Source organism: Myxococcales bacterium (assembly GCA_023898405.1).
In the GTDB taxonomy this organism is placed as follows: domain Bacteria; phylum Myxococcota; class UBA727; order UBA727; family JABDBI01.
On the sequence record CP060221.1, the window covers coordinates 1,252,913 to 1,277,602 of the forward strand.

23 protein-coding genes are annotated in these 24,690 nt (G+C 36.9%); 12 read left to right on the forward strand and 11 right to left on the reverse strand.

What is annotated here, in order from left to right; genetic code table 11:
* Nucleotides 1–86 precede the first annotated feature (86 nt).
* The 3 genes from H6731_05650 to H6731_05660 form a co-directional block, all read right to left on the reverse strand.
* The gene (locus tag H6731_05650; GenBank protein USN51887.1) at nt 87–956 is read right to left on the reverse strand and encodes a ParB/RepB/Spo0J family partition protein; all 870 of its coding nucleotides are present in this window, start codon (nt 954–956) and stop codon (nt 87–89) included.
* A gap of 43 nt (nt 957–999) precedes the next feature.
* Nucleotides 1,000–1,869, reverse strand: a complete 870-nt coding sequence (locus H6731_05655) for a ParA family protein (GenBank protein ID USN51888.1) — start codon at nt 1,867–1,869, stop codon at nt 1,000–1,002.
* 227 nt (nt 1,870–2,096) lie between these two features.
* On the reverse strand, nt 2,097–2,303 hold the full coding sequence (locus H6731_05660) for a hypothetical protein (protein USN51889.1): 207 nt from the start codon (nt 2,301–2,303) through the stop codon (nt 2,097–2,099).
* A gap of 218 nt (nt 2,304–2,521) precedes the next feature.
* Here H6731_05660 and H6731_05665 point away from each other — a divergent pair, with 218 nt between their 5' ends.
* Nucleotides 2,522–3,919, forward strand: coding sequence for an FAD-dependent monooxygenase (locus H6731_05665; GenBank protein ID USN51890.1), 1,398 nt, complete (start codon nt 2,522–2,524; stop codon nt 3,917–3,919).
* A 106-nt stretch (nt 3,920–4,025) separates the two neighbouring features.
* Here the strand turns inward: H6731_05665 and H6731_05670 are convergent, their stop codons facing one another.
* A complete protein-coding gene (locus H6731_05670; protein USN51891.1) occupies nt 4,026–5,759 on the reverse strand; it encodes a DEAD/DEAH box helicase in 1,734 nt (577 codons plus the stop codon).
* Between the two features lie 518 nt (nt 5,760–6,277).
* Between H6731_05670 and H6731_05675 the strand changes: the two genes are divergently transcribed.
* The gene (locus H6731_05675) at nt 6,278–7,549 is read left to right on the forward strand and encodes a replication-associated recombination protein A (protein USN49770.1); all 1,272 of its coding nucleotides are present in this window, start codon (nt 6,278–6,280) and stop codon (nt 7,547–7,549) included.
* Nucleotides 7,550–7,583: 34 nt separating this feature from the next.
* Here H6731_05675 and H6731_05680 read toward each other — a convergent pair whose 3' ends face one another.
* Nucleotides 7,584–9,173, reverse strand: a complete 1,590-nt coding sequence (locus tag H6731_05680) for an ATP-binding cassette domain-containing protein (GenBank protein USN49771.1) — start codon at nt 9,171–9,173, stop codon at nt 7,584–7,586.
* Between the two features lie 199 nt (nt 9,174–9,372).
* Here H6731_05680 and H6731_05685 point away from each other — a divergent pair, with 199 nt between their 5' ends.
* On the forward strand, nt 9,373–9,921 hold the full coding sequence (locus tag H6731_05685) for an NAD(P)H-dependent oxidoreductase (GenBank protein ID USN49772.1): 549 nt from the start codon (nt 9,373–9,375) through the stop codon (nt 9,919–9,921).
* A 151-nt stretch (nt 9,922–10,072) separates the two neighbouring features.
* Here the strand turns inward: H6731_05685 and H6731_05690 are convergent, their stop codons facing one another.
* The gene (locus H6731_05690; GenBank protein ID USN49773.1) at nt 10,073–11,656 is read right to left on the reverse strand and encodes a hypothetical protein; all 1,584 of its coding nucleotides are present in this window, start codon (nt 11,654–11,656) and stop codon (nt 10,073–10,075) included.
* 309 nt (nt 11,657–11,965) lie between these two features.
* Here H6731_05690 and H6731_05695 point away from each other — a divergent pair, with 309 nt between their 5' ends.
* A complete protein-coding gene (locus H6731_05695; GenBank protein USN49774.1) occupies nt 11,966–12,397 on the forward strand; it encodes a 6,7-dimethyl-8-ribityllumazine synthase in 432 nt (143 codons plus the stop codon).
* 138 nt (nt 12,398–12,535) lie between these two features.
* Here H6731_05695 and H6731_05700 read toward each other — a convergent pair whose 3' ends face one another.
* Nucleotides 12,536–12,889, reverse strand: a complete 354-nt coding sequence (locus tag H6731_05700) for a hypothetical protein (protein ID USN49775.1) — start codon at nt 12,887–12,889, stop codon at nt 12,536–12,538.
* A gap of 319 nt (nt 12,890–13,208) precedes the next feature.
* Here H6731_05700 and H6731_05705 point away from each other — a divergent pair, with 319 nt between their 5' ends.
* Together H6731_05705 and H6731_05710 are read left to right on the forward strand one after the other, a co-directional pair.
* Entirely contained in the window at nt 13,209–14,912 is a 1,704-nt protein-coding gene (locus tag H6731_05705; protein ID USN49776.1) for a right-handed parallel beta-helix repeat-containing protein, read from the forward strand.
* A gap of 145 nt (nt 14,913–15,057) precedes the next feature.
* The gene (locus H6731_05710; GenBank protein ID USN49777.1) at nt 15,058–15,696 is read left to right on the forward strand and encodes an amino acid transporter; all 639 of its coding nucleotides are present in this window, start codon (nt 15,058–15,060) and stop codon (nt 15,694–15,696) included.
* 160 nt (nt 15,697–15,856) lie between these two features.
* Here H6731_05710 and H6731_05715 read toward each other — a convergent pair whose 3' ends face one another.
* From H6731_05715 to H6731_05725, 3 genes are read right to left on the reverse strand one after another with little or no spacing between them, the layout of a single operon-like run.
* On the reverse strand, nt 15,857–16,420 hold the full coding sequence (locus H6731_05715) for a DUF402 domain-containing protein (protein ID USN49778.1): 564 nt from the start codon (nt 16,418–16,420) through the stop codon (nt 15,857–15,859).
* 10 nt (nt 16,421–16,430) lie between these two features.
* Nucleotides 16,431–18,368, reverse strand: coding sequence for a hypothetical protein (locus H6731_05720; GenBank protein ID USN49779.1), 1,938 nt, complete (start codon nt 18,366–18,368; stop codon nt 16,431–16,433).
* Nucleotides 18,365–19,132: a hypothetical protein gene (locus tag H6731_05725; GenBank protein USN49780.1), complete on the reverse strand. Its 768-nt coding sequence runs from the start codon at nt 19,130–19,132 to the stop codon at nt 18,365–18,367. Before H6731_05725 ends, H6731_05720 begins: the two co-directional genes overlap by 4 nt.
* 113 nt (nt 19,133–19,245) lie before the next feature.
* Here H6731_05725 and H6731_05730 point away from each other — a divergent pair, with 113 nt between their 5' ends.
* Nucleotides 19,246–19,923 carry an SDR family oxidoreductase gene (locus tag H6731_05730; GenBank protein ID USN49781.1) on the forward strand — a complete coding sequence of 226 codons (678 nt, stop codon included), beginning with the start codon at nt 19,246–19,248 and terminating at the stop codon, nt 19,921–19,923.
* Between the two features lie 165 nt (nt 19,924–20,088).
* Here the strand turns inward: H6731_05730 and H6731_05735 are convergent, their stop codons facing one another.
* Complete coding sequence (locus tag H6731_05735; protein ID USN49782.1) at nt 20,089–21,066, reverse strand: phosphotransferase; 978 nt, start codon at nt 21,064–21,066, stop codon at nt 20,089–20,091.
* A 303-nt stretch (nt 21,067–21,369) separates the two neighbouring features.
* On the opposite strand from H6731_05735, the gene H6731_05740 reads away from it, so the two are divergent.
* Genes H6731_05740 through H6731_05760 form a run of 5 tightly spaced genes read left to right on the forward strand, consistent with a single transcriptional unit; the run spans nt 21,370 to nt 24,677 of the window.
* A complete protein-coding gene (locus tag H6731_05740; protein USN49783.1) occupies nt 21,370–21,705 on the forward strand; it encodes a hypothetical protein in 336 nt (111 codons plus the stop codon).
* Nucleotides 21,706–21,742: 37 nt separating this feature from the next.
* Nucleotides 21,743–22,639 carry a hypothetical protein gene (locus tag H6731_05745; protein USN49784.1) on the forward strand — a complete coding sequence of 299 codons (897 nt, stop codon included), beginning with the start codon at nt 21,743–21,745 and terminating at the stop codon, nt 22,637–22,639.
* Entirely contained in the window at nt 22,630–23,220 is a 591-nt protein-coding gene (locus tag H6731_05750; protein USN49785.1) for a hypothetical protein, read from the forward strand. The genes H6731_05745 and H6731_05750 overlap by 10 nt, the downstream gene beginning before the upstream one ends.
* A 6-nt stretch (nt 23,221–23,226) precedes the next feature.
* Entirely contained in the window at nt 23,227–23,736 is a 510-nt protein-coding gene (locus H6731_05755) for a hypothetical protein (GenBank protein USN49786.1), read from the forward strand.
* A gap of 14 nt (nt 23,737–23,750) precedes the next feature.
* On the forward strand, nt 23,751–24,677 hold the full coding sequence (locus H6731_05760) for a hypothetical protein (GenBank protein USN49787.1): 927 nt from the start codon (nt 23,751–23,753) through the stop codon (nt 24,675–24,677).
* Nucleotides 24,678–24,690 lie beyond the last annotated feature (13 nt).

Below are 24,690 nucleotides of genomic sequence, written 5' to 3' on the forward strand. Positions count from 1 at the left end.
TGCCCCACTACTTACCAAAAATGATTTCGCAGCTTACTTCAAAATACTTTCAATAGTTTATTCAGTTGCTATGAATTATTTGCGATTCAGATGAGATTTAATTCGCTAAAAGCCTTTACAATTTCTTCTTTTATAATTTCACTTAATAACTTTTGCTTTTCCAAATACAAACTCAGTTCACTTTTGATAGCCTTCTTATTTAGCACTCCATCCGCCGCAGAAATAACAGCTCGTGATGCACGTTTTTTCTTAACCGATTCTTTTGGTTGAATCATTGCTTTAATAGAATTTTTCAATTCGTTTTCGCGACTAAATTTTTTATAAGCGAACTGCCTCATAATAACGCGAGTCGAAAAAATACTCGGATGTCCCCGAAATAATTCTTTTATTTCATCATTCCAGTCAGCCATTTTTAAATAGTGTTTTATTGTTCGAATATCACGACAAAAATGGGCTGCTAAATCCTGTTCTGTCCATCCTGATTCAATCAACTTTTTGTAGCCATCAGCTACGTCAAGACAGTGTAAATCCTCACGATTAAGATTCTCCGCAAGTGCTGCACCTATGTGATCGCCTTTCTGTTTAAAAGCTTGCAGCAAACAAGGTACCTTGGTAATGTTTTTAGCCATTTTTGCAGCTAAAATTCTGCGATGCCCTGCAATACAAACCAAGCGGTAATCTGTTTCTTTTTTATTAACTCTCAATTCTGCAACAACATTTTCCAATAAACCGTACTTTTTGATAGATTGAACCAAACGCTGAAAAGCTTCAGATTCAGCATCTATCGTTTTTCTCACATTTTCGTTGGTCTCAATTTCATCGATAGGAATATTTGCAACTTTCCCAATATGTGCCCTAAGGGAAGTGATGCGTTTTTTCTTTTCGTTGGTCGCATCTTCTATATCTGCAAATACAAAATTCATGGTTTTTGCTACGGCATTAGTAAGATTTTCCATTACTTCTCCAAATATTTTGTAGACACGTCTACTTTAAATTTGTTTACAGCTCTGCTGCAACTTCAAGTTCAGGTGTGAAGGAGGTTTTTCTTAAAGAACGACCTGGTTTTTGATTATTTTGTTTCTTGACCAAGCCCACGATTTCTTTCGCAAGAGATTTATAAGCTTTGGTTGCAGGTGAATCGTTTTTATAGTGAAACAAGGGCAAACCATGTGCTGCCGCTGCCGCCACGGATTGAGAATTAGGAATATTAGTTTTAAAAACTCCTAATTTATTTTCTTTGGCAAACTTTCTAATCAGCTTTTCAAATTTTTGATGAGTCGCGTTGTAACGATCAAATTTAACGATGGCACATCCCAAAAAATTTAAATTTGGATTTAGATAACGTTTTACTTTATCTATGGCCTGAATTTGATGCGCCAAACCTCGACTTGAATCCGCCTCCGGAAAGAGTGGAATTACATAATGATGGCTTGCCGCAACAGCTGACTGGAAAAAACAATCCAAAGATGGATGGGTATCGATGATAACAAAATCATATTTTTTGCTTTCTTTACAATCTAGCAAAAAATCCACCAACCTAAATTGATTAGGCTGCCCAACCAATTGCTCTCTCAAATCATCGAGCTCACGATTTGATGGAACAATATCTATATTAGCAAACGAAGTTTTCACAACAACTTTATCAAGAGTAAGATCATTTTTTATCGCATAAGTAAATGAATTTTTCTTTTGCTTAAATTGATCATCCCCACACAATAGACTTGTAGCGTTTGCCTGATAATCACAATCAATTACCAAAACCTGAAAACCACTATCAGCCAATGAAGCCGCAATATTTGCAACTGTTGTTGTTTTTCCTACGCCACCTTTTTGGTTCGCTACTGTAATTATTGTTGGCTTAGAAGCCATATATTATTCTCCAATGTACTTTTTCAAGCTCCGAAAAATATTCTAACGCTTTTTTCTTTCATAATGTTATTCAATTATTTTTTAAATAGAGGAATAAAGCGCTTTGGAGAAATGATCCTAGCCATAACAAGCATATTTTTAAATCTTCCACCTAAAAAATTCTATTTAGTTTCTTAGGTGCAAATTTTACATATATCTGACTAATAGTTGAACCTTTATTTTAGAACTTATTTTTTTATCTTTGGATTGAGTGTTAAAAACTTTTTATTTATTTTTCTTTTATACCCATCTTTAACCAATAAAGTTTTCGTCTTATTACGCGTTGATGACGTTGCACTCACGTTTTCTTTTACTGTGATGCGCTCTTCTCCATTTACCGCCCAGCCACACAAACTAATCATCATCATACCAAGGTATATTGTTATTATTTTCATGCTTCCCCCAATTAATTACTTACGAGAGATTTCTCTATTTTTTGATCACTTATCAATAATATTAGTAAGATCCATTAAATCACACAAAAAAATTTTCGCTATTTTTTTAATAGTAAGAAAATCACTTAATCTAATAGCATTTGTTCTTATATTTGAGCGATGCTTATCTTTAGCCGCTTTCTCTTTTCTCGCATTTATATTTTTCACAAGGGTGAACTATGGGAAGTAATATCTCAATCATTGGTGCTGGTCTTAATGGATTAATGTGTGCTGCTATGCTTGCTCGTCGAGGATTTAATGTTGAGATTTTTGAAAAACGCTCAATCCAAAATATCTGCGCTCCAAAATACAATATCAACGGCAAAATTGGCCGTTCAATGAGCATGGATATTTCTGCTCGAGGCATACATGCTTTGAAAGAAATTGAAATTTTCGATGAAGTCATCGCTCATTGCACACCTATGAATAACAAAATATATCACCTACAAAATAATCACAATGTGACAATCCCTTATGGAAGAAATGATTCAGAATCTATACTTTGTATATCAAGAACAGATCTTTTTAATATACTTTATAAAAACTGTTTGAGCCACAAAAATATAACTTTCAATTTTAGATATATTTTGCACGACATAGACACTAAATTGCGCCTGCTTAATTTTATTGTTCCCGACGAAAAAAGAGAAGCACAGGTAAGCACCGATATTGTCATTGGCACTGATGGTGTAAATTCCAAGGTAAGGGAAATACTTGAGAGGGAAAATAATTTAGCCTTTAAAAAAACTTTATCTCCATTTTGCTATAAAGAGCTCGCCATACCAAAAAATAAAAAGTTATCTTTAGAATTAAATGCAATGCATATTTGGCCTCGACAACAATTTATGCTCGTGGCTCAACCAAACTCAGATGCTTCTTTTACTTGCGCGCTCATTTTGAAAAATGATGACTCAAGATTATCATTCAAAAATATCAAAGGCGATAGCTCTATAATAGATTTTTTCGAGACTTACTTTCCTGATATAGCTAATTATATGCCCGCCTTGGCCAGCGAGTATAAAGAAAATCCTGTAGGATTTTTCAAAATCATTCTTGGGTCGAGATGGGTTTTTGGAGATTTTTTGCTTATTCTAGGCGATGCAGCACATGGCATGGTGCCTTTCTTTGGCCAAGGTGTAAATTGTGGCTTTGAAGACTGCACTGTTCTTTCACAATTGCTTGAACAAAATAATGATCATTGGCCAAGCACCATGAAAATGTTCAATGAGACTCGCGTTCCCAATGCCAACGCTATCAACTCAATGTCAAGTATTAATTATCCTGAATTATTGGATAACCCAAATCTAGAAAAAATTATGCAGGAAAAACTGATAGAAAATATTTTGAGCAGAAATTACTCGAATGATTACCGCACCTATCACAACTTAGTCTGTTTTGACCGCACTCCCTACTCTACCGTTGAAAAAATTCGATCTGTGCAGAAAAAATTTCTGAGCCAGATCGATCTTAGCGCTTTAAACCTCGATAGAACTGACGACATTTTTCTTAAGAATTTAATAGATAAATATAAAGAAGAACTCAGAACCAACAAACTCAATAATTTCGTTGGCGTTTAAAACAAGACAAGGGCGAAATATTTGATTATTTCGTGAAAAATCACCATAAAAAAACCTCATCAATGGATGAGGTTTTTTCTAGAAGTACATAAATCCTTTAAAAAACTTACTTTCTCTTCTTTCCGCCAAACGGACCGCCAGAAACCTTAGTGAAACGGCCCGAGCGAGGCTTTGAAGATCTACCAAAGTCTGGTTTGGAACGATCGCCTTTAAAACCTCTTTTTCCTCCAGCTGCGTCATTAGAAGAGTTTCGCTCCTTTCTAAAACCTTGGGGAGCAGCTCTCATCGGTCTTTCTTCACGAGCTTCACCAAAGGAACGTCTACCATCTTTCTTAAAAGAATTATTAGAGAAAGGTGAAAAATCCCTTTCGCCTTTGTTAGCCTTAAAGTCATCTTGACGACGAGAAGAATTTCTAAAACCACGTTCTCTATCACGTCTTCTGAAACTACCTCGGTCTTCACGTTCGTTTCGCTTTTTACCGCCAAACCCCATGCCGGAATATCGTTTTCCCTGCATAGCCATAAATGAAGCGTCATCCATGGCATGCTCATCAAATTTTTCCAAGGCAATTTTGATGAGACCTGCAGCGATATCTTGCGAATCTAGGCTTTGCTTAGACAAAAATGCGCGGTACTCACCGATCAATTCAGAACTAAGAGCAGCCTCAACTTTGCTAAATAAATTGCTAAGCTTAGCAGTTTTTACATCGTTAATTGAAGGTGGCTCTTCTTCGTTGATATCAGCACGAGCAAAATGAACAATCTTTCTCAAGCGCGAATTATCACGCGGTTCAACCAAAGATATCGCCCGCCCCTTTCTCCCAGCACGACCAGTTCGACCGATGCGGTGAACATAGTCCTCAGGATCATGAGGAAGATGGAAATTAAGTACCAACTCAACATCGTCAACATCTATGCCCCGAGCAGCAATATCTGTTGCAACCAAGACTTTTATTTGACTTCCTCGGAATTTTGCCATAACGCGATCACGCTGATTTTGATTCAAATCCCCATGCAACACACCTGCTTCGAATCCTCGGAATTTTATCTGTTCAACTATCTCGTCAGCCGTACTTTTTGCGTTGCAAAAAACAACTGCCAGTTTAGGATTTCTATAATCTAAAACCCTGCACAAAAGTTCTATTTTTTCCTTACCGCGGACTCGATAATAACTTTGATCAATTCTTGCAACTGTCAGATTTTTTGATTCGGTCTTGATGATAATTGGGTCGATCAAATAAGTATGTACCAAATCTAAAATGGCTTTAGGCATAGTTGCAGAAAAGAAAATCCTTTGGCAACTTTCAGGCAAAAGCTCAAAAATTTGTTCAATTTCGCCTCTAAAACCCATATCAAGCATTTCATCTGCTTCATCCAAAGTAATCATAACGACACTAGAAAGATCAATACTACCTCGTCTCAAGTGATCAAAAAGACGGCCAGGAGTTGCTACCACAATCTGAGGTTTTTGGGTTTTTAATGCCCGCATCTGTTGTTCAATCGCTTGCCCACCGTAAAGCGCTACCGCACTTACCCCTTCTGTATGACTGGCAAGCCGCTTAATCTCTTGGCAAACTTGCAGGCATAGCTCTCTTGTGGGACATACCACCAAGGCTTGAATATTTTTGTTATTGATATTCACTTTCTCGATTAGAGGAATTGAAAAGGCTGCAGTTTTTCCTGTACCCGTCTGCGCCTGCCCCAAAAGATCCCTACCAGCCAAGAGTTCAGGAATGGCTCGTTCCTGAATTGGTGTTGCATCATTAAAACCAATCTCTTGCAGGGTTTGTTTCATGCCATTTGATAATGATAAATCATTAAAAGTCTTACGTTTATCCATTAATAAACCTTTATCTTCGGGCGCTACGCCCCTTTTATAATTTTTGTTAGTTTTTATAGATTTGAATTGAGGTGGTAGCGTCAACGCTCGTAGTGCCAGGTCATTAATTGGTAGATTTAAAACAGCACCGCCAAATCCTTAGCCCTCATTTATCAGAACATTTATATGCTGCAACGGGGAATGGCTGCTTTTATTAGTTCATAATATTTCTGTAGACGCGTCTACCAAAACATACTAATTCAAAGCCTCCTGCAACTAATAAAATTCATAAGGCCTCAATTTATTGATATTTAAATAATTTTAACCCAACCCAATCAGCTTCTTCTTGCTATCTCGGACAGATCAAAAAAAAATCAAATAAATTCAAACTACTTTTACAAATAGAAAATACACTCTTGCGCAAAGTTAACGTGTCAATGTTTTCTGGATATGACCAAAAACTTTAGCAGCTTACCCCCTTGGCGAATTATTTATGGGCTGAGTTAATATCTGCGTAAAACTTAATATTTTCGAACATTATGCTAAAAAATGTACCTCTCGCAGAACAACTGCGGGCACAAAATCTAAATGACATAGTTGGACAAGATCATCTCTTTGGAACGACTGGACTCATTTCTAAAATAATCACTTCCAAGCGCCCGTTGTCCATTTTACTATGGGGCCCTCCGGGTGTAGGAAAAACTTCTATCGCCCGACTTTACGCCAAGGCTTTCGATCTTAATTTTCTATGTTTTAGTGCTGTAAATAACAGCAGCGCCGATATAAAAAAAATTATTAAAGAACAAAGTGTTAACCCACTCTACGCCAGAACCAGCTTAGTTTTTGTTGATGAAATTCACCGTTTTAATAAGGCTCAGCAGGATAATTTTTTACCTTTTTTAGAAGATGGCTCTATCGTTTTGGTCGGAGCAACCACTGAAAATCCTTCTTTTTATTTAAACTCAGCCTTACTCTCACGTCTGCGTGTATTAACCCTAAAGCCTCTCGATAATAACAGCCTAGAAAAACTTATTAAACGATATGAACAAATATTTTCTCAGCTTCCGCTTACTCAAGAAGCACGAAACTATTTAATTCATTCAAGCAATGGCGACGGAAGATATCTTTTTAATTTGATTGAAAATATTAATACCGACAAAGAAAAAAAAATTCTTACTCTCGATCATGTGCAGGAACTTCTTCAGCAGCAGCAGGCAAATTATGATAGAGCCGGCAACATGCACTATAATCTTATTTCAGCTCTGCACAAATCCATTCGTTCATCAGACCCAGATGCTGCTCTTTACTGGTTTGCACGCATGATCAACGGCGGAGAGGATCCACTATTTTTAGCCCGCCGTTTAATTAGAATGGCAACTGAAGATATTGGTCTTGCTGAACCGGAGGCTCTAAAGGTAGCAATCGCTGCACGCGATAGCTACCAGATGCTTGGCTCACCAGAAGGAGAGCTTGGCCTCGCTCAAGCTGTAGTTTATTTAGCTCTTTGTCCCAAAAGTAATGCTGTCTATAAAGCCTACCAAAAAGCAATGCTTATCGCTAAAACAACTTCTCACCTTCAGCCTCCTAAACATATTCTCAATGCACCAACTAAACTTATGAAAGAACTTGGTTATGCTAAAGATTATATTTACGATCATGACACAGCTTCAGGCTGCTCAGGAGCAAATAACTTTCCCCCAGAAATGAAGAGGGAATGCTTTTACGCTCCAGTCGAAAGAGGGTTTGAACGGGAAATGAAAAAGCGTCTAAACTATTTTGACGCTCAACGAAAACAACAAAATAATTCCTAGGCAAAACTACACGAGAATTTTCCTTAAAATTTATTTAATTTTTGTTTTGTTCGTAAAATTCCGTATAGCTTTTTTGATGATCGATGACCTGCGTATCTTTGATTTCAAAAAGTCTGTTGCTCACTGTTTGAGCAAAATGAAGATCATGCGTCGTAAATAATACTGTACCAGGAAATGCAATAACGCTGTCATTAAGCGCAGTGATGGTTTCCAAATCTAAATGGTTGGTTGGTCCATCGAGAAGCAAAACATTGGGGCCAAGCAACATCATTTTTGCCAACATGCATCGAACTTTTTCACCACCAGAAAGAACACTGGATTTTTTGAGGGTTTCTTCACCTGAGAAAAGCATGCGTCCCAAAAAACTACGAATAAAATTTTCTGATTTATCCTCAGAATACTCTCTTAACCAATCAATAAGGTTTAGATCCTTATTTTCAAAATAAACATTGTTATCTTTAGGCAAATACCCTCTGGTAGTAGTAACTCCCCATCTAAAAGTACCACTATCGGGCTCAACTTCACCTGTTAAAATTCTAAACAAAAGGGTCTTGGCTATCTCGTCATCACCGACAAAAATAGCCTTATCTCCCTTTCGTATCGTGAATGTCACATTCTTGAGAATTGTTTGTCCTTCAAGCGCCTTCGAAATATTTTCTACTTCAAGCAAGATATCGCCTGCTTCTCTTTTTTGTTGAAATAAAATATTTGGGCTCTTACGAGTTGAAATAGGAAGCTCTTCCAAGGTGAGTTTTTCTAGCTGTTTTCTTCTTGACGTTGCTTGGCTAGATTTTGAAGCATTTGCACTAAAGCGACGAATAAACGATTCAAGCTCTTTTGCTTTTTCCTCTTTCTTTTTATTTTCGTTGCTGCGCAATTCTCGTGCCAATTCACTCGATTGCAACCAAAAATCATAATTTCCCACATAAAGTTGAGCTTTTCCGTAATCGATATCCACCATATGAGTACAAATCTTATTCAAGAAGTGACGATCGTGGGAAATAACAATCACCGTATTAGGAAAATTGAGAAGATAATCTTCAAGCCAGCGAATCGATTTATCGTCGAGATGGTTGGTAGGCTCATCCAGCAACAAATGATCTGGGCGAGCAAAAAGGGTCTGAGCCAATAAAACTTTGAGCTTATCAGAATCTTTAAGCTCTTTCATTTGCACCTGAAGCAGCTTTTCACCAATACCAAGCCCTTTAAGTAGGGTCGCAGCATCAGTCTCCGCTTCCCAACCACCAAGTGAAGCGAATTCTGTTTCAAGCTCAGCAGCTCTATTGCCATCTTCTTCACTAAAATTTGGATTTGCATAGATAGCTTCTTTTTCCTGCATAACAGACACAAGCCGATCATGCCCCATGATGACAGTCTGAATAACTGTTTCATCTTGATAGCGAAAATGATCCTGTTTCAAAACTGCAAAATTTTGGCCTTTTGAAAACTCTACCTGCCCAGCAGAAGGCTCCTGCTCACCTGACAAAATTTTAAGAAAAGTAGATTTTCCTGCGCCATTCGCGCCAATAACTCCATAACAATTACCTTCAGTAAATTTTATATTTACATCTTGAAATAATTTGCGGGCACCAAAATTTAAAGCAATATTTTTTACAGTTATCATATCTTGATTTTAGCTTCTTAAAGTATATAGTTTAGATTTTCACTATACGAGACGAGTGGCAAAATGCAATGGCCAAATCACCGTACTTCTATTCAAAAAAATGATTATTTAAAGCTCAGTGCCAACTTTCACTTTTGCATTTTTTAACTTTCGGCAATGATAAGTGCTGAAAAATCAAAAAGAATGCAGGAAATTAGCCGTGAAAAAAGTAAGTACAGGTATTATCGTAGGAAGTCTTAGAAAGGAATCTTATAACTTAAAGTTGGCAAAATCTATTGCTTACATAGGCCAAAAAGAATGTGATTTTAAATTCATTAGCATTGAAAAACTTCCACTTTATAATCAGGATGATGATGATGATGTATCAACGGTAAAACAATTTAAAAACCAAATCAGCACATGTGAAAGTTTAATCTTTGTCACGCCCGAATATAATCGCTCCATCCCAGGAGTACTTAAAAATGCTCTTGATCACGGCTCCCGCCCGCCTGGGGAAAATTCATGGACCAACAAGCCCGCGGGAATCATTGGAGCTTCTATCGGTTCTATAGGCACTGCACTTGCCCAACAACATCTGCGTACCATTCTGGCCAGCCTAAACATGCCCACCCTTTGTAAGCCTGAAATCTACATACACGCTACAAAAGATTTTTTCGATGAACAGGGAAAAATAAAAAACGAAGAAAATTTAGCCATTATTGAAAAATGGTTCTCGTTCTACCTCAATTGGGCAAAAAAATTTATTTAAGGTAGGATCGATTCCCTTAATATTTAAAAATCTCCTAGAAATTTTTTAATAAAAAAGAGGGAAGCCTAAAAGTTCCCTCTCCTTGAATAAGATCATGTGATTTATTTTTCGCTAGAAGTTGGGGAAATAAAAAATAAATTTTCTTACTTTATTAGTTCTTTACGGTCTCACTTTTATAACCTTTTAGACGCACCAGTTGTCCCTCTTTATCAAAAACTACTATAGGGTGACTATAGCCTCTATCAATTCTTCCTCTAATCTCTACTACCTGTGGTCCATTCACAAGTCCAAGTTTGGCATTAGTTTCCATAGCATGTTGGCACTGTGAGATTATTTTTTCTCCCTCATCCGCGCTTACGGTGTAAAAAATACCATCAGGGCGTAAGTTTCCTATTAAAATAGATGAATAAAATTGGAGCGTCTTGTTATCGATGGCAATCATAGATTTAGAATCCTTTAAAGTGACATAGTCTTTTTCTTTTGATGGCCAAATAGATTCTCTATCGAATGTATTGTAGCACTCGACAATAACGTTCCTTTTGAAAGACTCCACCAAATGCGCTGCCATTAAAAATGAATAAAAATTTGCGTGATTAAATGTCCCTAAATCGCTTTTGATAAAGGATGAAATGCCTGTCAGCGATGTAATTGCCTGATATTCACCGATCGAGTTATCGTAATAATTTTTTCTTACTTCCGGCCATGTTTTTGTCATCTTGAACAATGCGAAAGGATTAGCTATTTTGCTAATGACGTCGCTACTGCTTGGAAGAGGATCTCCTACTAACTTGAGAGCTTTAAATTTTTTGAACGGTGTTATTTGAGCAGTCTCAAAGGTTCTATAAACTTCATTTACCGAAGCCTGTAGCGCCTCTCTAATTGCTTGTCGATTATCCAAACTTTTTACATCAAAATAAGAACCATCTCCGAAAGCATTCCAGATTTGACCTTCTTTATTTTTCAACCATAAACCGGAATAACCATCCTCATCATGCATAGCATTTGCCATTAGACCTACATTTGAAGCGGTATAGCCCATTGTCCGATATTTAATAGAATTGGATACCTCAAGTAGCCCCCCCCTCGGAGTTCTCAAATGACCAGAAGAAAAGAGATCGGTTAAAAAATGGGAGGCAAAGGCATCCATAGCATATGCCATATTCAAAATTGCAACGGCTTCCTCTTGTTCGCCTTTGGCTTTTAATTCATAGGCTTTTTTGGCTTCTTCCATAGCTAAGCTGTGGCCTATAGCGTAACTAATTCTCGCATCATCTTCAAAGTGATCAACATTAATTGACAAAAGATCGACATAACCAGGTGACTTTGAATATGCCCACTGGTCTTTTATTTTGGAGGTAACGGAATGTGAACTAGCGTTGTTAAAATGAACCCCATGCTTCTTGCTCAAGTTCAGTATGAGCGATTTGTACTCATTTTTAAATAATCCACGCAAATAATCTAAGTTATTATTACTATAAATAGGGTTCTGCTCCGAAGGCAGGAGAGCTTCAAATGCTCTCCGAAAATTATCTTCGAGTCTTGAACGCATTTTTTCGAAATGCTTAATTTCTACTCCATCGGAAATAGTTTTATCACTCATTCCGACAAAGTCTCCAGCTAAAGCTATAATCTCTCCATAGGCCAATTTTAAAATCTGATCGCCATTGCGAATCGTAATATACTGAGGATTGTACTCTATCTTACCTACCTTTGGCTGATTTTCATGTTCAAGCAAAAGCTCATAAAAAAGTTTGTATGGAAAATCATCGAATACTTGGCTGTTTTTTGGGAAATGCAATTGCACCCCGTTAGTACCAGTAGCAATATGCTCATAACTATCGAAACCAAGAACCTTAAATGAAATAAATAAAACAAATAAAAATTTGTATAACTTTGTTCTCTGCATGCAAACCTCTCAAGCAAAAACAATAAACTATACCAATTAATACAACAGTATTTTACTTATATAAAATATTTATTCCCATAGTCTTGAAATAAACACATATGCTGTTAAATCTATCAAACAAGATCAAAGGAAAGTATCATGAAAAACCCCAGAATTCTTATAGTCTGGTCAAATTATCATCATGCATTAGCTGAAGAACAATTAGAGGGTTGCCTAAAACTTTTACAGAATTCAAAGTATACTTTTGAAATTGAAACCGTCAGAGCGGGCTGTTATGAGATCCCATCGGTTATACGAACCTATCAGAAACAAAAGCCCTTTGATGCATATATAGCTCTAGGTCTTCTATTAAAGGGCGAGACAGATCATTATGAATTTATTTTTCAACATGTAAAAGATTGCTTTTTGAAATTTTCTATGGATGGTCTTTTAATAGGTAATGGCATTATCTCTGCTCCAAACAGCGAACTGTTGACCAAAAGAGTAAAAAGTGCAGAAAGAACTTTAGAGGCTTTTAACGCTGTTGATTATTTATTAGACTTTCATAATCGACTGCTCAATAACTTATAAAAAAATAATGCAGTTTTATGAGACTTGTTGGATTCATACAAAGTAATATTTTGTGACCTTAGATAATATTTTTTTCTGAGGTCACACGACAGCGTACTTAAACGGAAAAAAGCTAAGCTTATCCAGCATGATCTTGAACTAATCAACTAAGATACTGCCCACCGAACCATCGCTTGTTAAAAAATTTAAAACCACTGGCCTTGGCAAATCTATAACATCATAGCTTAGTATTTCTGAGCCACAGATATCTCCAGGCAGAGGAAAAGGACTTTCATCAATAACGTCTACAATCACATCGCATGAAGCTGGAAATGTTGCCTGACAAACTCCCTCTAAGAAATCTATCCGTGGCAATTCTTCATCATTAAAACAATAACCAACTTCTAGCTCTACCACTTCATTAAATCTATTGTAAAACCCAGATAAAATTGTTGCAGACCAGGCTGTTTTAACAAGCATCAAAAATAGCAAGCTAAGTAAAATCTTTTTCATAATTTCCTCCTGGTCTTAGTTTGCTAGATTTAAATTTTGATTTCTAATTTTTTAACTCTTTAGATAGATTTGTAGACGCGTCTACAAATCTCCACCTTTCAGTTATAAGTATCCTACACACTCTGCGTTAACCCCATAGTATCGCCTTTACTCACAATAAATCCAACTGTGCTACAACGCATTAGTGCCTGATTATTTGGATGATTTTTGCAGGAAATGGGCAGGAAGTTGATCGACTGTGCACGAATGTGCTCTAGCCGCTAATATGCTGCGACGTTTTTTTACGACAAAGAACGACCTTGCTAAGGGGAGCATGATCATGAGAAGTCTTAAAACGGGGCGCTATTTAGCAACGAAGTACATTCTAGCAATACTGTCTTTTCTTTTTGTTAAAGAAATAGGCGCAACAGTAATTACCGTTACCAGCACAGGAGATACCATAGCTGTTGATGGTTTTGTAACACTAAGAGAAGCTCTTACCGCTTCAAATACAGATGCTATGTCAGGTGATGCGGTCGCTGGTAGCGGAGTGGATACTATCGAGTTCAACATTCCCGGAGTTGTGGGTAGCATCTACACCATTCAACCAAGCAGCGCACTTCCCGCTATCACCGATTCGGTTATTATCAATGGATACACCCAACCAGGTGCAACTGAAAATACTTTGGTCTCCGGCAATAATGCCTTCATCGCCATTGAAATAGACGGTACCAATGCTGGTGCCTCCGCAGGTCTTCAGATCGATGCTGGGAATTCAACCATTCAAGGTCTCGTGATAAATCGATTTGCGAATGAAGGCATTTTAATCACCTCTCTTGGTTCGAATCTTATTCGTGGTAATTTTATTGGTACTGACTCTACCGGAATGCTTGACAATGGTAACCTAAGCGACGGTATAGCAATACAATCATCCAACAATGTTATTGGAGGAAGTACACCAGGAGATAAAAATTTAGTCTCAGGGAATGATGGTAACGGGATAAATATCTCAGGTAACGTCACTGGCAATAGAATTTTAGGTAACATTATAGGGGTAGCTGCCAACGGGGTAGCGTCTCTTCCCAATAGCTCTTCAGGGATTTATATTTCAGATGCCAACACTACTACAATTGGTGGTCTACTTGCGAACAACGCCAATCTCATTGCCTTTAATGGACAGACGGGAATATTAATTGATTCCAGCGCTGGAACAGGCAATTTAATTTTGGGAAACTCTATTCACTCCAATAGCCTCCTCGGCATTGATCTTGATAATGACGGTGTTAGCCTTAACGATTCACTTGATTCAGATACTGGACCCAACAATTTACAAAACTTTGCCGTGCTCAGTTCAGCTACAACGAATGAACATGGCTTAATTGTCAAAGGTACCCTTTCTTCTACTCCAAGCTCTGCTTATCGGGTTGAATTTTTTGCCAATACAGTAGCTGATGCCTCAGGCTATGGAGAAGGTCAAAATTATATCGGTTTTATCGACGTAACAACCGATGCGCTTGGTGAAGCTAGCTTTGTTTTTCAATCATCCACCAACCAAATGGTTGGAACACTCATAAGCTCAACAGTAACTGATCCAAACAATAATACTTCAGAGTTTTCAGCATCTATTTCAGTAAGCTATCTTGCATCAATAGAAGATGATGATGATTATGGCGACGATGATGCAATTTTCTCGGATGATGATTACGGAATATTTCCTTTCCCATTTGCACCTCCATTTGCTCCTGTTCCTCCTGTTCCTGCAGCCACCGGTGCTCAATTAACAGAAGAAGAATCTGTAGCAGTAGTTAAGGAACCAAACGCTTCCTTGAAGCAAACAAAGGCTGATAAATCAGACGTCTCTTCGCTCGAGAATGCTCCCGCGATCGAAAATTCTCACATTGATATCCGTCCTAAACCTAGGAGACAACAAAGAAATACTGAAGGGTCTGGTTGCTCAACTGTCAATGGAACAGATTCCACTCTTTCCTTATTCTTTGTATTGGCTTTTGCTTGGCTAGGCATACGCAAACGCAGGAAAGCATAAAAAAACAAATAAGAAAGGCTCTTTGAGAGCCTTTCTTGTATTATGAAAATTTCATTTTTTTCTTATTATTTATTTTTTAATTTCATTTAAAACCTCTCTTGAAAAAATCAATCGATACCCTATATTTTTTTAGAGAGAAATTTATATGATTGATTTAATATCAGCACCGTTGTTTCATGGCTTTTTTCTTAGCTTAGCTATGATTTTAGCCATAGGAAGTCAAAATATCTTTATTCTAAAGCAAGGAATGAGCGGACGTTATGTTTTAACTGCCTGCCTCACAAGCTCTCTTTGTGATGCTGCTTTAATTATTCTCGGCGCCATGGGTTTAGGAAAACTCGTAACCTCTCAGAAAACCATGCAACTGTCTCTGTGCCTAGCTGGTAGTATGTTTTTGGCTTTTTATGCTTGGGGAGCATTAAGACAGTTTATGCGCAGCTCGGGCTCAAACCTAGAAACAAAAAATGAGACAAAAAACAGCATGAAAAAAATAATAGTTATGTCTGTAGCCTTCAGCCTCTTAAATCCTCATGCTTGGCTTGATACGGTAGTTGTTATGGGTAGTGTTTCTAGTCAATACAACGAAAGCTTACAGCTTTTAGCTTTTACTATTGGCGCATGTCTAGTTTCATTTACTTGGTTCTTTCTCTTAGGCTTTTTAGCAAAATATTTTCGGCAGTTTTTATTAATGGCAAAAGTACAAAGAGGACTTAATCTTTTTGTTGCAATCATTATGGGAACTATTTCTTTTTCCCTTGCGCGTTATAGTCTCACACTGTTTTAGAAATATATTAAAATATTCGGCAAGCCTTGTTGGTTATGAGCTTTCTCGTGCTGAATAAATCTCTTAAATATCAATCAATATTTTCAGTCCCCTAGTTCAAAATATTTTTAGAAGCTGTTCAGTAATTTTTTCGAAATAGAGTCTTGGAGAACACACCGTTTTATTGCATGGCCTTAGTTTTAAATTTTTTCTCTATAAAAAATTTTTCAATCAACTGCTTAGCTTGTTGATAACAAAACGGAAACATTTCCGAAAAAATATTTTCCATCGTCTTCGTAATTTCTGCTTCGCAAACTTGTTTATGCTCTTCATCGGAAATATTCTCTTCATATTCATCAACATCAAGCAAAACAGGGACAAATTTTCTATCGTGATTGAGCATTAATTTGATATCGAGCTCAAGATCAACCCATTGATAACCAATTGGGTTTTTTTCGGGAATCAAATTAATATTAATATACATTTCTACAGGATTATAAGATTTATCTATCGCCACCGAGACAACATGGTATTCATTTTTGCCTACCAAAACCAATTCCGAATGAGCTAAAGAAAATTTTTTATTTTTCTTATGATGAATTATTATTGGATCGGGACGAGCATAGATAACATAGTTTTCCCTGTCTCCAACTAAATATGCTGGTAGGTCATACTTTTTTTTTCCATCGATAGACTTGCAACTTAAGATTTGTAATTCTGAAATATTATTTTTTCCGACAGACATTTTCTATAACCTAACAATTTATGCACGACTTTGTTTTATACAAAGCCTGCCTTTTTAAAGATCTATCCCTAAACACAGTTATTCCTTTGAGATTCTGATTTATGAAATAGCTAAAAATATTTTTAACATCTTCTCGAGTTGAATATCGAGATAGGTTTATAGTCTTGCTTATGCCATTTTCTACATGCTTTTGCCAAACGCTCACCATATTTAGATGACTTGCATAGTCGATTTCGTGAGCTGTTTTAAAAACTGATTTTAGTCTTTTCAGATAATGATTTTTTTCTTCTTTTGAAAAAATATTTTCGCTCAACATTTTTAGGCTTCCATCAAATTCGTAGTATGGATTTCTATTTTTAGTATCAGCGATCCACTGAGCAAGGCTATAATTTATTTTTTGTAACTTTGCCTCCAAAACTGAGCACGTACAACTCTGGACTCCTGCTGCATTTCTATCAAACTCTATCAAGTAATACGGTTCAATTCCGAAAGAGCAATCTGCCAAAGTTGCAATGTGTCCTGTTGGAGCAATAGTTGATAATGTGGCATGCCTTCGAGGACGTGAATTTGCGTGCCTGGAAAATTTAAAATTGGGATAGACACCTCTTTCATCTGCTAGAATTTCAGATGCTATTTCCAGATTTGATTGCAGCAAAAAACTTACTTCTTCGCAGAATTTTAATGCTTCATCGGAGTCATAAGGAATCTCCAATTCAGCCAAAGCATCAGCTAAACCCATCACCCCCAAACCTACTTTCCGATTTGCTACCGATACTCGATTTATTTCATCTAAACCATGATTACTAGAACAGATCAGATCATCCATTAATCTGAGTGCAAGTTTTATGGTGTCGGAAAATAATTTCTTATTAAATTTCTGATCGATAATGAATGCTTTCAGATTAAAACTACCTAAATGGCAAACTTCATAAGGCAAGAGTGGTTGTTCACCACAAGGCGTGGTACTTTTAATAGATCCTATTCCGATTTGTTTTATATCGCTATAGCGAGGGTGAGTCGGATTATCTTGATTAATCGCATCCAGATTTATTAAGCCAGGATCACCACATGCATGAGCCGTATCCGAAACAAAATCCAGTAAAATTTGTGTATTGATATAAATTTTATTTCCTATTAATTTCCCAACGAAATCACCAACACTATTACTATATATTTTATTTTTATTTCTTAGTTCTAAATCAGGTTTTTGAACTGATCGACAATCAGCACACAATTTCATTTTATCAAGGTGTTCAAGAGAAAAAATCTCTGCACTACCTTCATTTTGCCAAAATAGAGGTAAATAACCATTTACCTCGAGTGATTTTTTAAGCGCAGTATCGAAAGTAAGTGAAATATTAATATTTTCGATCCTTCGATGTCTCTTCATCGATATAAACTCAAAAATATCTGGATGCTGAGCAAAAAGTGTTGCCATAAATGCTGCTCTCTTAATCCCCTGATAAGTAGCTGGACTCTCTACGGCTTGAGCTAAGGTAATAAGCGTTTGTATAGGGCCTAAACTAGCCTGACTATTGATCGGAAGAGAGCGAGGTGGAAAGTGGCTCAAGTCCAGTCCGACTCCAACTCCCAAGAGCAGCATTTTCATTATCTTAGGGAGAGCCGAATTAAAAATCTCTTCTAAGTTTGTAGGTAAAGGAAAAACCATGCAGCCGGCAAAAATTCCGTTTTTATAAATGGTATTTGCCAAAGCAGAACTTGTTGGTAAAAATATTCGTGATTGAAGTAATTGAGTATATTTTCTCGTGTAATACTCTCTTTCCGGCTCCGCATAATGACTGCACACACATTTAGCAACATTATAGAACCAATCATCAATGGCAAATTCGCTTTTAAAAAGAAAGCGTTTTTTGGCTAAATTTAGAGCATTTTTACTCCATGAGGGAGGTTTCGAAAAAACATATGAATCATTTTCATATAAACTCATATGGTTAACACGTGTTGTTTCTCTAGTTGTTCCTTAATATTTTTTGCTTGAGTTTGAGGGTCCTCTCCATTTTGTTTCACTCTGATAAGTTTAATATTTTTTTGTTCAGATAATTTTTCAACAGATTTTTCAATATAATTTCTGTATAATGGAAAATTCTCCTGGAAACCTGATATAAAATCTCTTTTTCGCTTTCGTTTGTTCAGGAATTTTTTCCATGTTTCAAAATCAATATCTAGAAGAACCATGCAATCAGCATCAGGAAGATTTTCGGTATCTAATTTGGTGAGCAATTCAGCAGCATGGAAATAGGGATCTTGAGGAGAAATTAACCATTCCATCCCTGTTTTTCCCAGATAATAGCTGGTTATTTTATCGTAATAGGAATCGGTTATGGCTATAAATCCATCTTCTTTATATTTTTTTGCATCATATAGATTTTTGACCCTTAGGTTTCTTAAGCTCATCATAGCCGCAAATTCACCATAAAAATGGCTCTGGGTAATCAACTTTGGCCATTTGTTTTCTTCTGGTTCTAAAAAAAGTTTCGCATTAATAAGAAGCGACAATTCTTTAGCAAGAGTAGACTTGCCGCTTCCTGAAACACCAACGAAAACAATTAATTTGCCAGCTTTGTTCTTGTAAATTTGTTTTAAATTCGAATTTGAATAAAAACAGCAACTTGAAAAATAAAAAAATGCCGATATGAAAGCTATTAATACGCTAAAAAAATGAAATATACCTGATCCTGTTTTTCTAAGCATGCTAGCCTCGTTGAGGCTACACTTCCTAACACACAATTTTTGATTATCAATGAGGAATTATCCAAGTATAACGCTCTCTAAACCTTTTTATATGGATATATTAAGGAGCAGTGATGATTGCAAAAACAGCACTCGTAACAGGTGCTAATCGAGGCCTAGGCTTGGCTTTTTGTAAAGAATTAGCAAAACGGAATTATACAATTTTTGCGCTCTGTCGTAGAGCTTCAAATGAACTCAACGCTAAAAATATCCATGTACATGAAGGTCTAGATCTAAATTCAGCAGAGCAGATCAAGAAAATTCCTACCCTATTCCGCTCTACAAATTTAGATCTAGTTATCAATAACGCTGCTATAGGCTTCGATGATTGTTTCGATTCCATTGATACACATGGGTTACTACAACAGTACAATGTAAATGCTGTTGCTCCTCTCCTGCTCTCGCAAGCCTTGGTTCCTCTGATGAACCTCAAAAGCAAGATTGCGCTGATTAGCAGCCGCATGGGATCAATATCGAAAAATGATATTGGCAAAAGCTACGCCTATCGCATGTCCAAAGCTGCCCTAAATATGCTTGGAAAAAATTTATCACTCGATTTGAAAAATAAAGGTATTGCTGTCGGAGTATACTCTCCAGGCCAGGTCGACACCGATATGCTGCGCGTACTGGGAACATACAGTGGGCGCCCACCACACGATGCAGCTTCTAAAATTTTAGATTTGATCGACGATTTGAACCTCAATAACAGCGGTAACTTTTGGCACATTGATGGCAGTATATTGCCTTGGTAGAATCCGACAGATACGTGTTCTAATTGTTCTTTAGGAAGTAACAATATTTGCTTTCTACTTTGACAATAAAAACCAAGCGATAGTAAAACAGTAACTTCAGATACTATCCAAAAATATTTTCTCTGCGAATGTAGACATGTCTACATTTTTTCATCCCAGACATTTTTAAGAATAAAAGACTACGCAATCCCTGGCTTTTTGCTTAAGTTCCTCTACGTTAACTTTTACTTTTTCATGAAAGGTATCAAGGAATTGATGGTCCTCAATCCAAAAATATAATCGTAGGAAAGCAAATATAATAAAATGAGGTATTAACTCAACTTCTTCATCGGGAAGATAACGAACAGAGCGATAGCCCGTTACTAAATTTACAACACAGTCATCAAGCATTTCACTACTCATTATTTGTTGATTTTTTAAACTCAAAAAATATACCACAATCGCGATATCAAATACGTGCCAATGAAAACAGCTATCGTCAAAATCTATGACCGATAACATATTTTTTTCCAGCAAGATATTTTCTCTGCCAATATCTGAATGTATAAGTCCATAATTTTCATGATTTCTAGAGCATGAAGAAAGCAAAAGCACCATTTCTTCAAACTTTTCTCTCATTTCCAAATCGCTCGTTCGACTTTTTGCTGCTATGGCGTGACGTATTCCACGCTCTTCATACCACTGTTCACGATAAAAATCGGAAACCTCAGGAATATAATGTAGCGTTGCCTCATGCATTTTTGCTATAAGCGCTCCTATTCTTTGCAGAAAATTTGCATCCATCATTTGAGTATGTGTTGGGTGCTGACCGATTACTTCATTAAAGACGCATACTTCAAATTTTTCAGCTTGATGAATAAGCGTTGTGCTGGGTTCTAGATATTTATTTTTAATTATCCTGGGCACCGAAAAACCATACTTAAATAAAAATTGCATCCAATCAAGCTCCGAACGAATTTCATGTCGCGCTCTTCTTAACGGACTGGTAAATCGAACATATACTTTCTGTTTTTGCTGCATTGCTGAATAAACTATGTTTTCCATTTTTCTGATGAAAACAAAATTATCAAGATCGTATAATTCCTTTGCTTGTTCTAAGATAATATCGCTTGGCATTGACTCAAGTACTATGTTCTCTCTCATTAAATTTTTCCTCGTTGCTCATAATTTTTAGAATATCAACAGCAGAAAATTAATAATAGGTTAGTGTTTATGTGAATTATTTTTTTGCCAATTTAAAATATTTTTGCGCCAAAAATATCGCTCACTTAATAAAAACTAGAGTGATAATTTACTTTAAAGTGCATGAAAAACATCGACAGAGTTTTTAATTATTTAAACATCTAACAAATTAATAAAGTTTTTAACTTGCAACAGAAAGTGGTTTGCCTTTAAAATTTTGGCATCATTAATGATCTCAAAGATCATTTTATGAAGGGGGAAAGAATGAAAGTTAAAAAATTTTTTTTAGCTAGTATCGCAGGAACGTTGTTAATAACTGGGTCATCTTTTGCTGCTCCATCCAACAACCATCCTGTTTCTATAGATGAAATAGAATTGATCGAAGAAAATATTATGGCCAGTTCTTCTTCAGAAGAAATAGCCAACCATCATCGTGAACGTCGCGGTGGCTGGGAACGTCATGGTGGCAGAGAAAGACGCGGCGGTTGGGAACGTCGTGGTGGTAGAGAAAGACGCGGCGGTTGGGAACGTCGTGGTGGTTGGGAACGACATGGCGGATGGGGTCATGGTTGGGGCCACGGCCATTGGCATCGTCGTTAATATCTAGAATATTTTATTGTAGAGCATGAGGTGGGCTATGGCGCATTTGCTTCCTTCTCGTTTTTTAGTATTTTCAAATGCGTTTGCCCGCTTTTCTCTAAACTTGGCATGCACAACGAGTGATGCAACCCAAAAAACTTGGGCATTTAGACTATTTCGCACCTTCCTAATTATAAAAATTTCTCTTCCTTACTTTTTTCCTTACGGATTATCCCGCTCATTCGATCCAGTTGCATGGATAATTTTCACAGGGATTGTAGCATTATCTTTTTCAAAAAAATTTTATATTTTTTCACTTACCACTGCTTTAGCAATTTCTTTTAACGAATTATTGAACACCTGGCCATTTAGCATCAACCATGGATTTCTTGAATTTTTTATATTAATTTTATCCTTACTCATCCCTGAAAATGAAGACATCTCGTCTCAACTATCCTGCACTGACTTAATAAAAATTTTGATGTTATCTGTTTGGTTTTATTCCGGCGTCCATAAACTTTTTGATGGATATTACTGGAATGCAGAATTTTTTGCTCTTGAAGCACTTTCCGATAACACTACCCTAGGGAACTACCTCAACAGCATTCTAAATATATTCGGCCAAAGCGATTCTTTTGCAGGCCAAATTCCATTTGGCTGCTGCAGCCAAGCAGTAATCCATTTTGGACTCTGGCAACGTGGACTGCTGCTTGCCTGTTCGTGGTTCACTATTATAGCTGAACTGGGACTGCCAATTTTGGTTTTAGTTCCAAAATTTCGTAATCTTGGTATTACTGGTCTTTTTATTTTTCAAGTTACAATCGCTTTTTTTTCAGGTGAAATTGATTTTGCATTTTCAGCTCTCGCTATTTTGCTCTTGTTTGTGCCAAAATCAGCACCCTACGGCTATGTCTTGTTAACGTGTTTAATTTTTATGGTTCAGCCATGGCTTTAATGCTCAAAACAAAACTGAGAACTTTAGCTAAAAAAACAGCCTTGATCCTTTTTGCAGCGCTGCTTATATGGCCAATTTTTCATATGCTGTTTGTTCAAACCCTACACTTATCACCTTGGCGTTTATTTGGCTGGGGAATGTATGCTGCACCTACTCCTCAGGCTCAGTCTCTGCTTTGGGTAGTAGTAAACGAAAACAACCAAAAAATTGATTCAAAAAAATTATTTAATTTGCTTGCTAATTTGAAACATGATCCAACTCAGGAAAGCAACTGTATAAATGTTTTCCTACAAAGAGATGAAAAAATGCTCAAAAGAATTCCTTTGAGCGGCCTATGTAGCGACAGCGTAAATGAATCGCATCTCGAACAATTTTTGCATCTGGGTTCAACTTATCATCTTAAAAAATTTGTTGATGCTGCCCTTTTACGAATCGGGCTAAAGAATAATCAAAGCTATGCGTTTTGGACTCATCAACGATTTAATATTTTTTTTAATAAAGCATTTTTAGAAAGCTATTCGTACAGCATATCAGCCGATAACGCACACTATCTAGGAAAAATTCGCAGCGAACGAGGTTAATTTATTATGAAAAAATTCGCTAAAACAATGTTCTTAACGTGTGCTCTCCTTCATTTAACTTTAGTAACAATGAGCGCTTCATACGTAAGAATAGCTGATTGGTTTTTGGGAAAAAATTTCATTGAGTGGTACCAAAAAGCATCGGGAGCAGATAGCAGTTATGGTTTTTTTGCTCCAGCACCTGGCCTAAAAACCCGCGGCGTTTTTGATATTGTCAAAACATCAGGCGAAAAAATCGAAGATATTCACTTTATACCAACAACTGAAAGAGAAGCTCAGATTCGTATGGGAGGAATTTTTGAAGAATTCACCAGTGAAGAATTTGAATTTCCCGAATTCCGCAAACCCTTAGCTTCAGGTTTAGCTGCCGTCATCTTTTCACGCTATAACGACGCCTCTGAGGCCAAACTTCGAATACAAGGTTATCAATCAGTAAGCATGGAAGAATATCGTCAAGGGCTTCGCTCGCAGTGGGCTGATTATTACACCGCACAATTTTCTCGCTCTACAAGATAATTGGAGAATAAATAATGACAGTCTTAGAATATTCTCAAAACAGCATTGCGATTAGATTTAAAAATTTTTTTGACGATTTTTTTTTCAAACCAGCATCGGCAAAACCCTTAGCCCTATTTCGTATTTTCCTTTGTATGCTTTTGCTCGTTCAAGCATTTGTAATGCGCAAGCATTTTTTGTTTTTTTTCTCTCCACACAACTTAATTCAGGGAGAGGTTAATGCCATTATCAGCGATCCAACACTTCCTAACTTATATGGCGTGCTTCAATTTTTGTCGGAAGCGGGAATCTCAACCCACCACGCTTTGATTGCACTGGCTGCTTGCTATATCTTTGCACTGATATTTCTTTTGCTCGGTCTCTACAGTAACTTTTTTGCTTTTTTAGTATGGTTTTTACATTGGTCATTGCTCAACACAGGCTACAGTGGTGCTTATGGGGCAGATATGTATGCCCACATATTCTTATTTTATCTCATATGGATTCCATGCGGCTACCACTACTCACTCGATCAATTTTTTAAGCGAACAAATGGACTCCCATCATACAAAGCTCGTTTAGGTTTACGGGTATTACAACTTCATATGTGCATCTCCTATTTGACAAGCGGAATAGAAAAGGCTTCGTCAGTGCAGTGGTGGAATGGTGAAGTGATATACAAGGCGCTCAATACCCCCGGATACAACACAGTTAACTTTGATTGGCTGGCTCATGTTCCAGCACTTCCCATGTTCAGCGGTTGGTGTGTTTTAGCCATAGAAATTTTTTATTGCGTACTTGTTTGGCCACAAAAAACACGAGCATGGTGGATCTATACAACATGCTTAATGCACATTGGTATTGCTCTCTTTCTCAATCTGCCAATCTTTGGTTTTTTAATGTGCATTCCCAGTTTTACACTATTTATATTCTCGCCAGAACCACAATTAACCAAAGCATAGTTGCCTAAAGGCT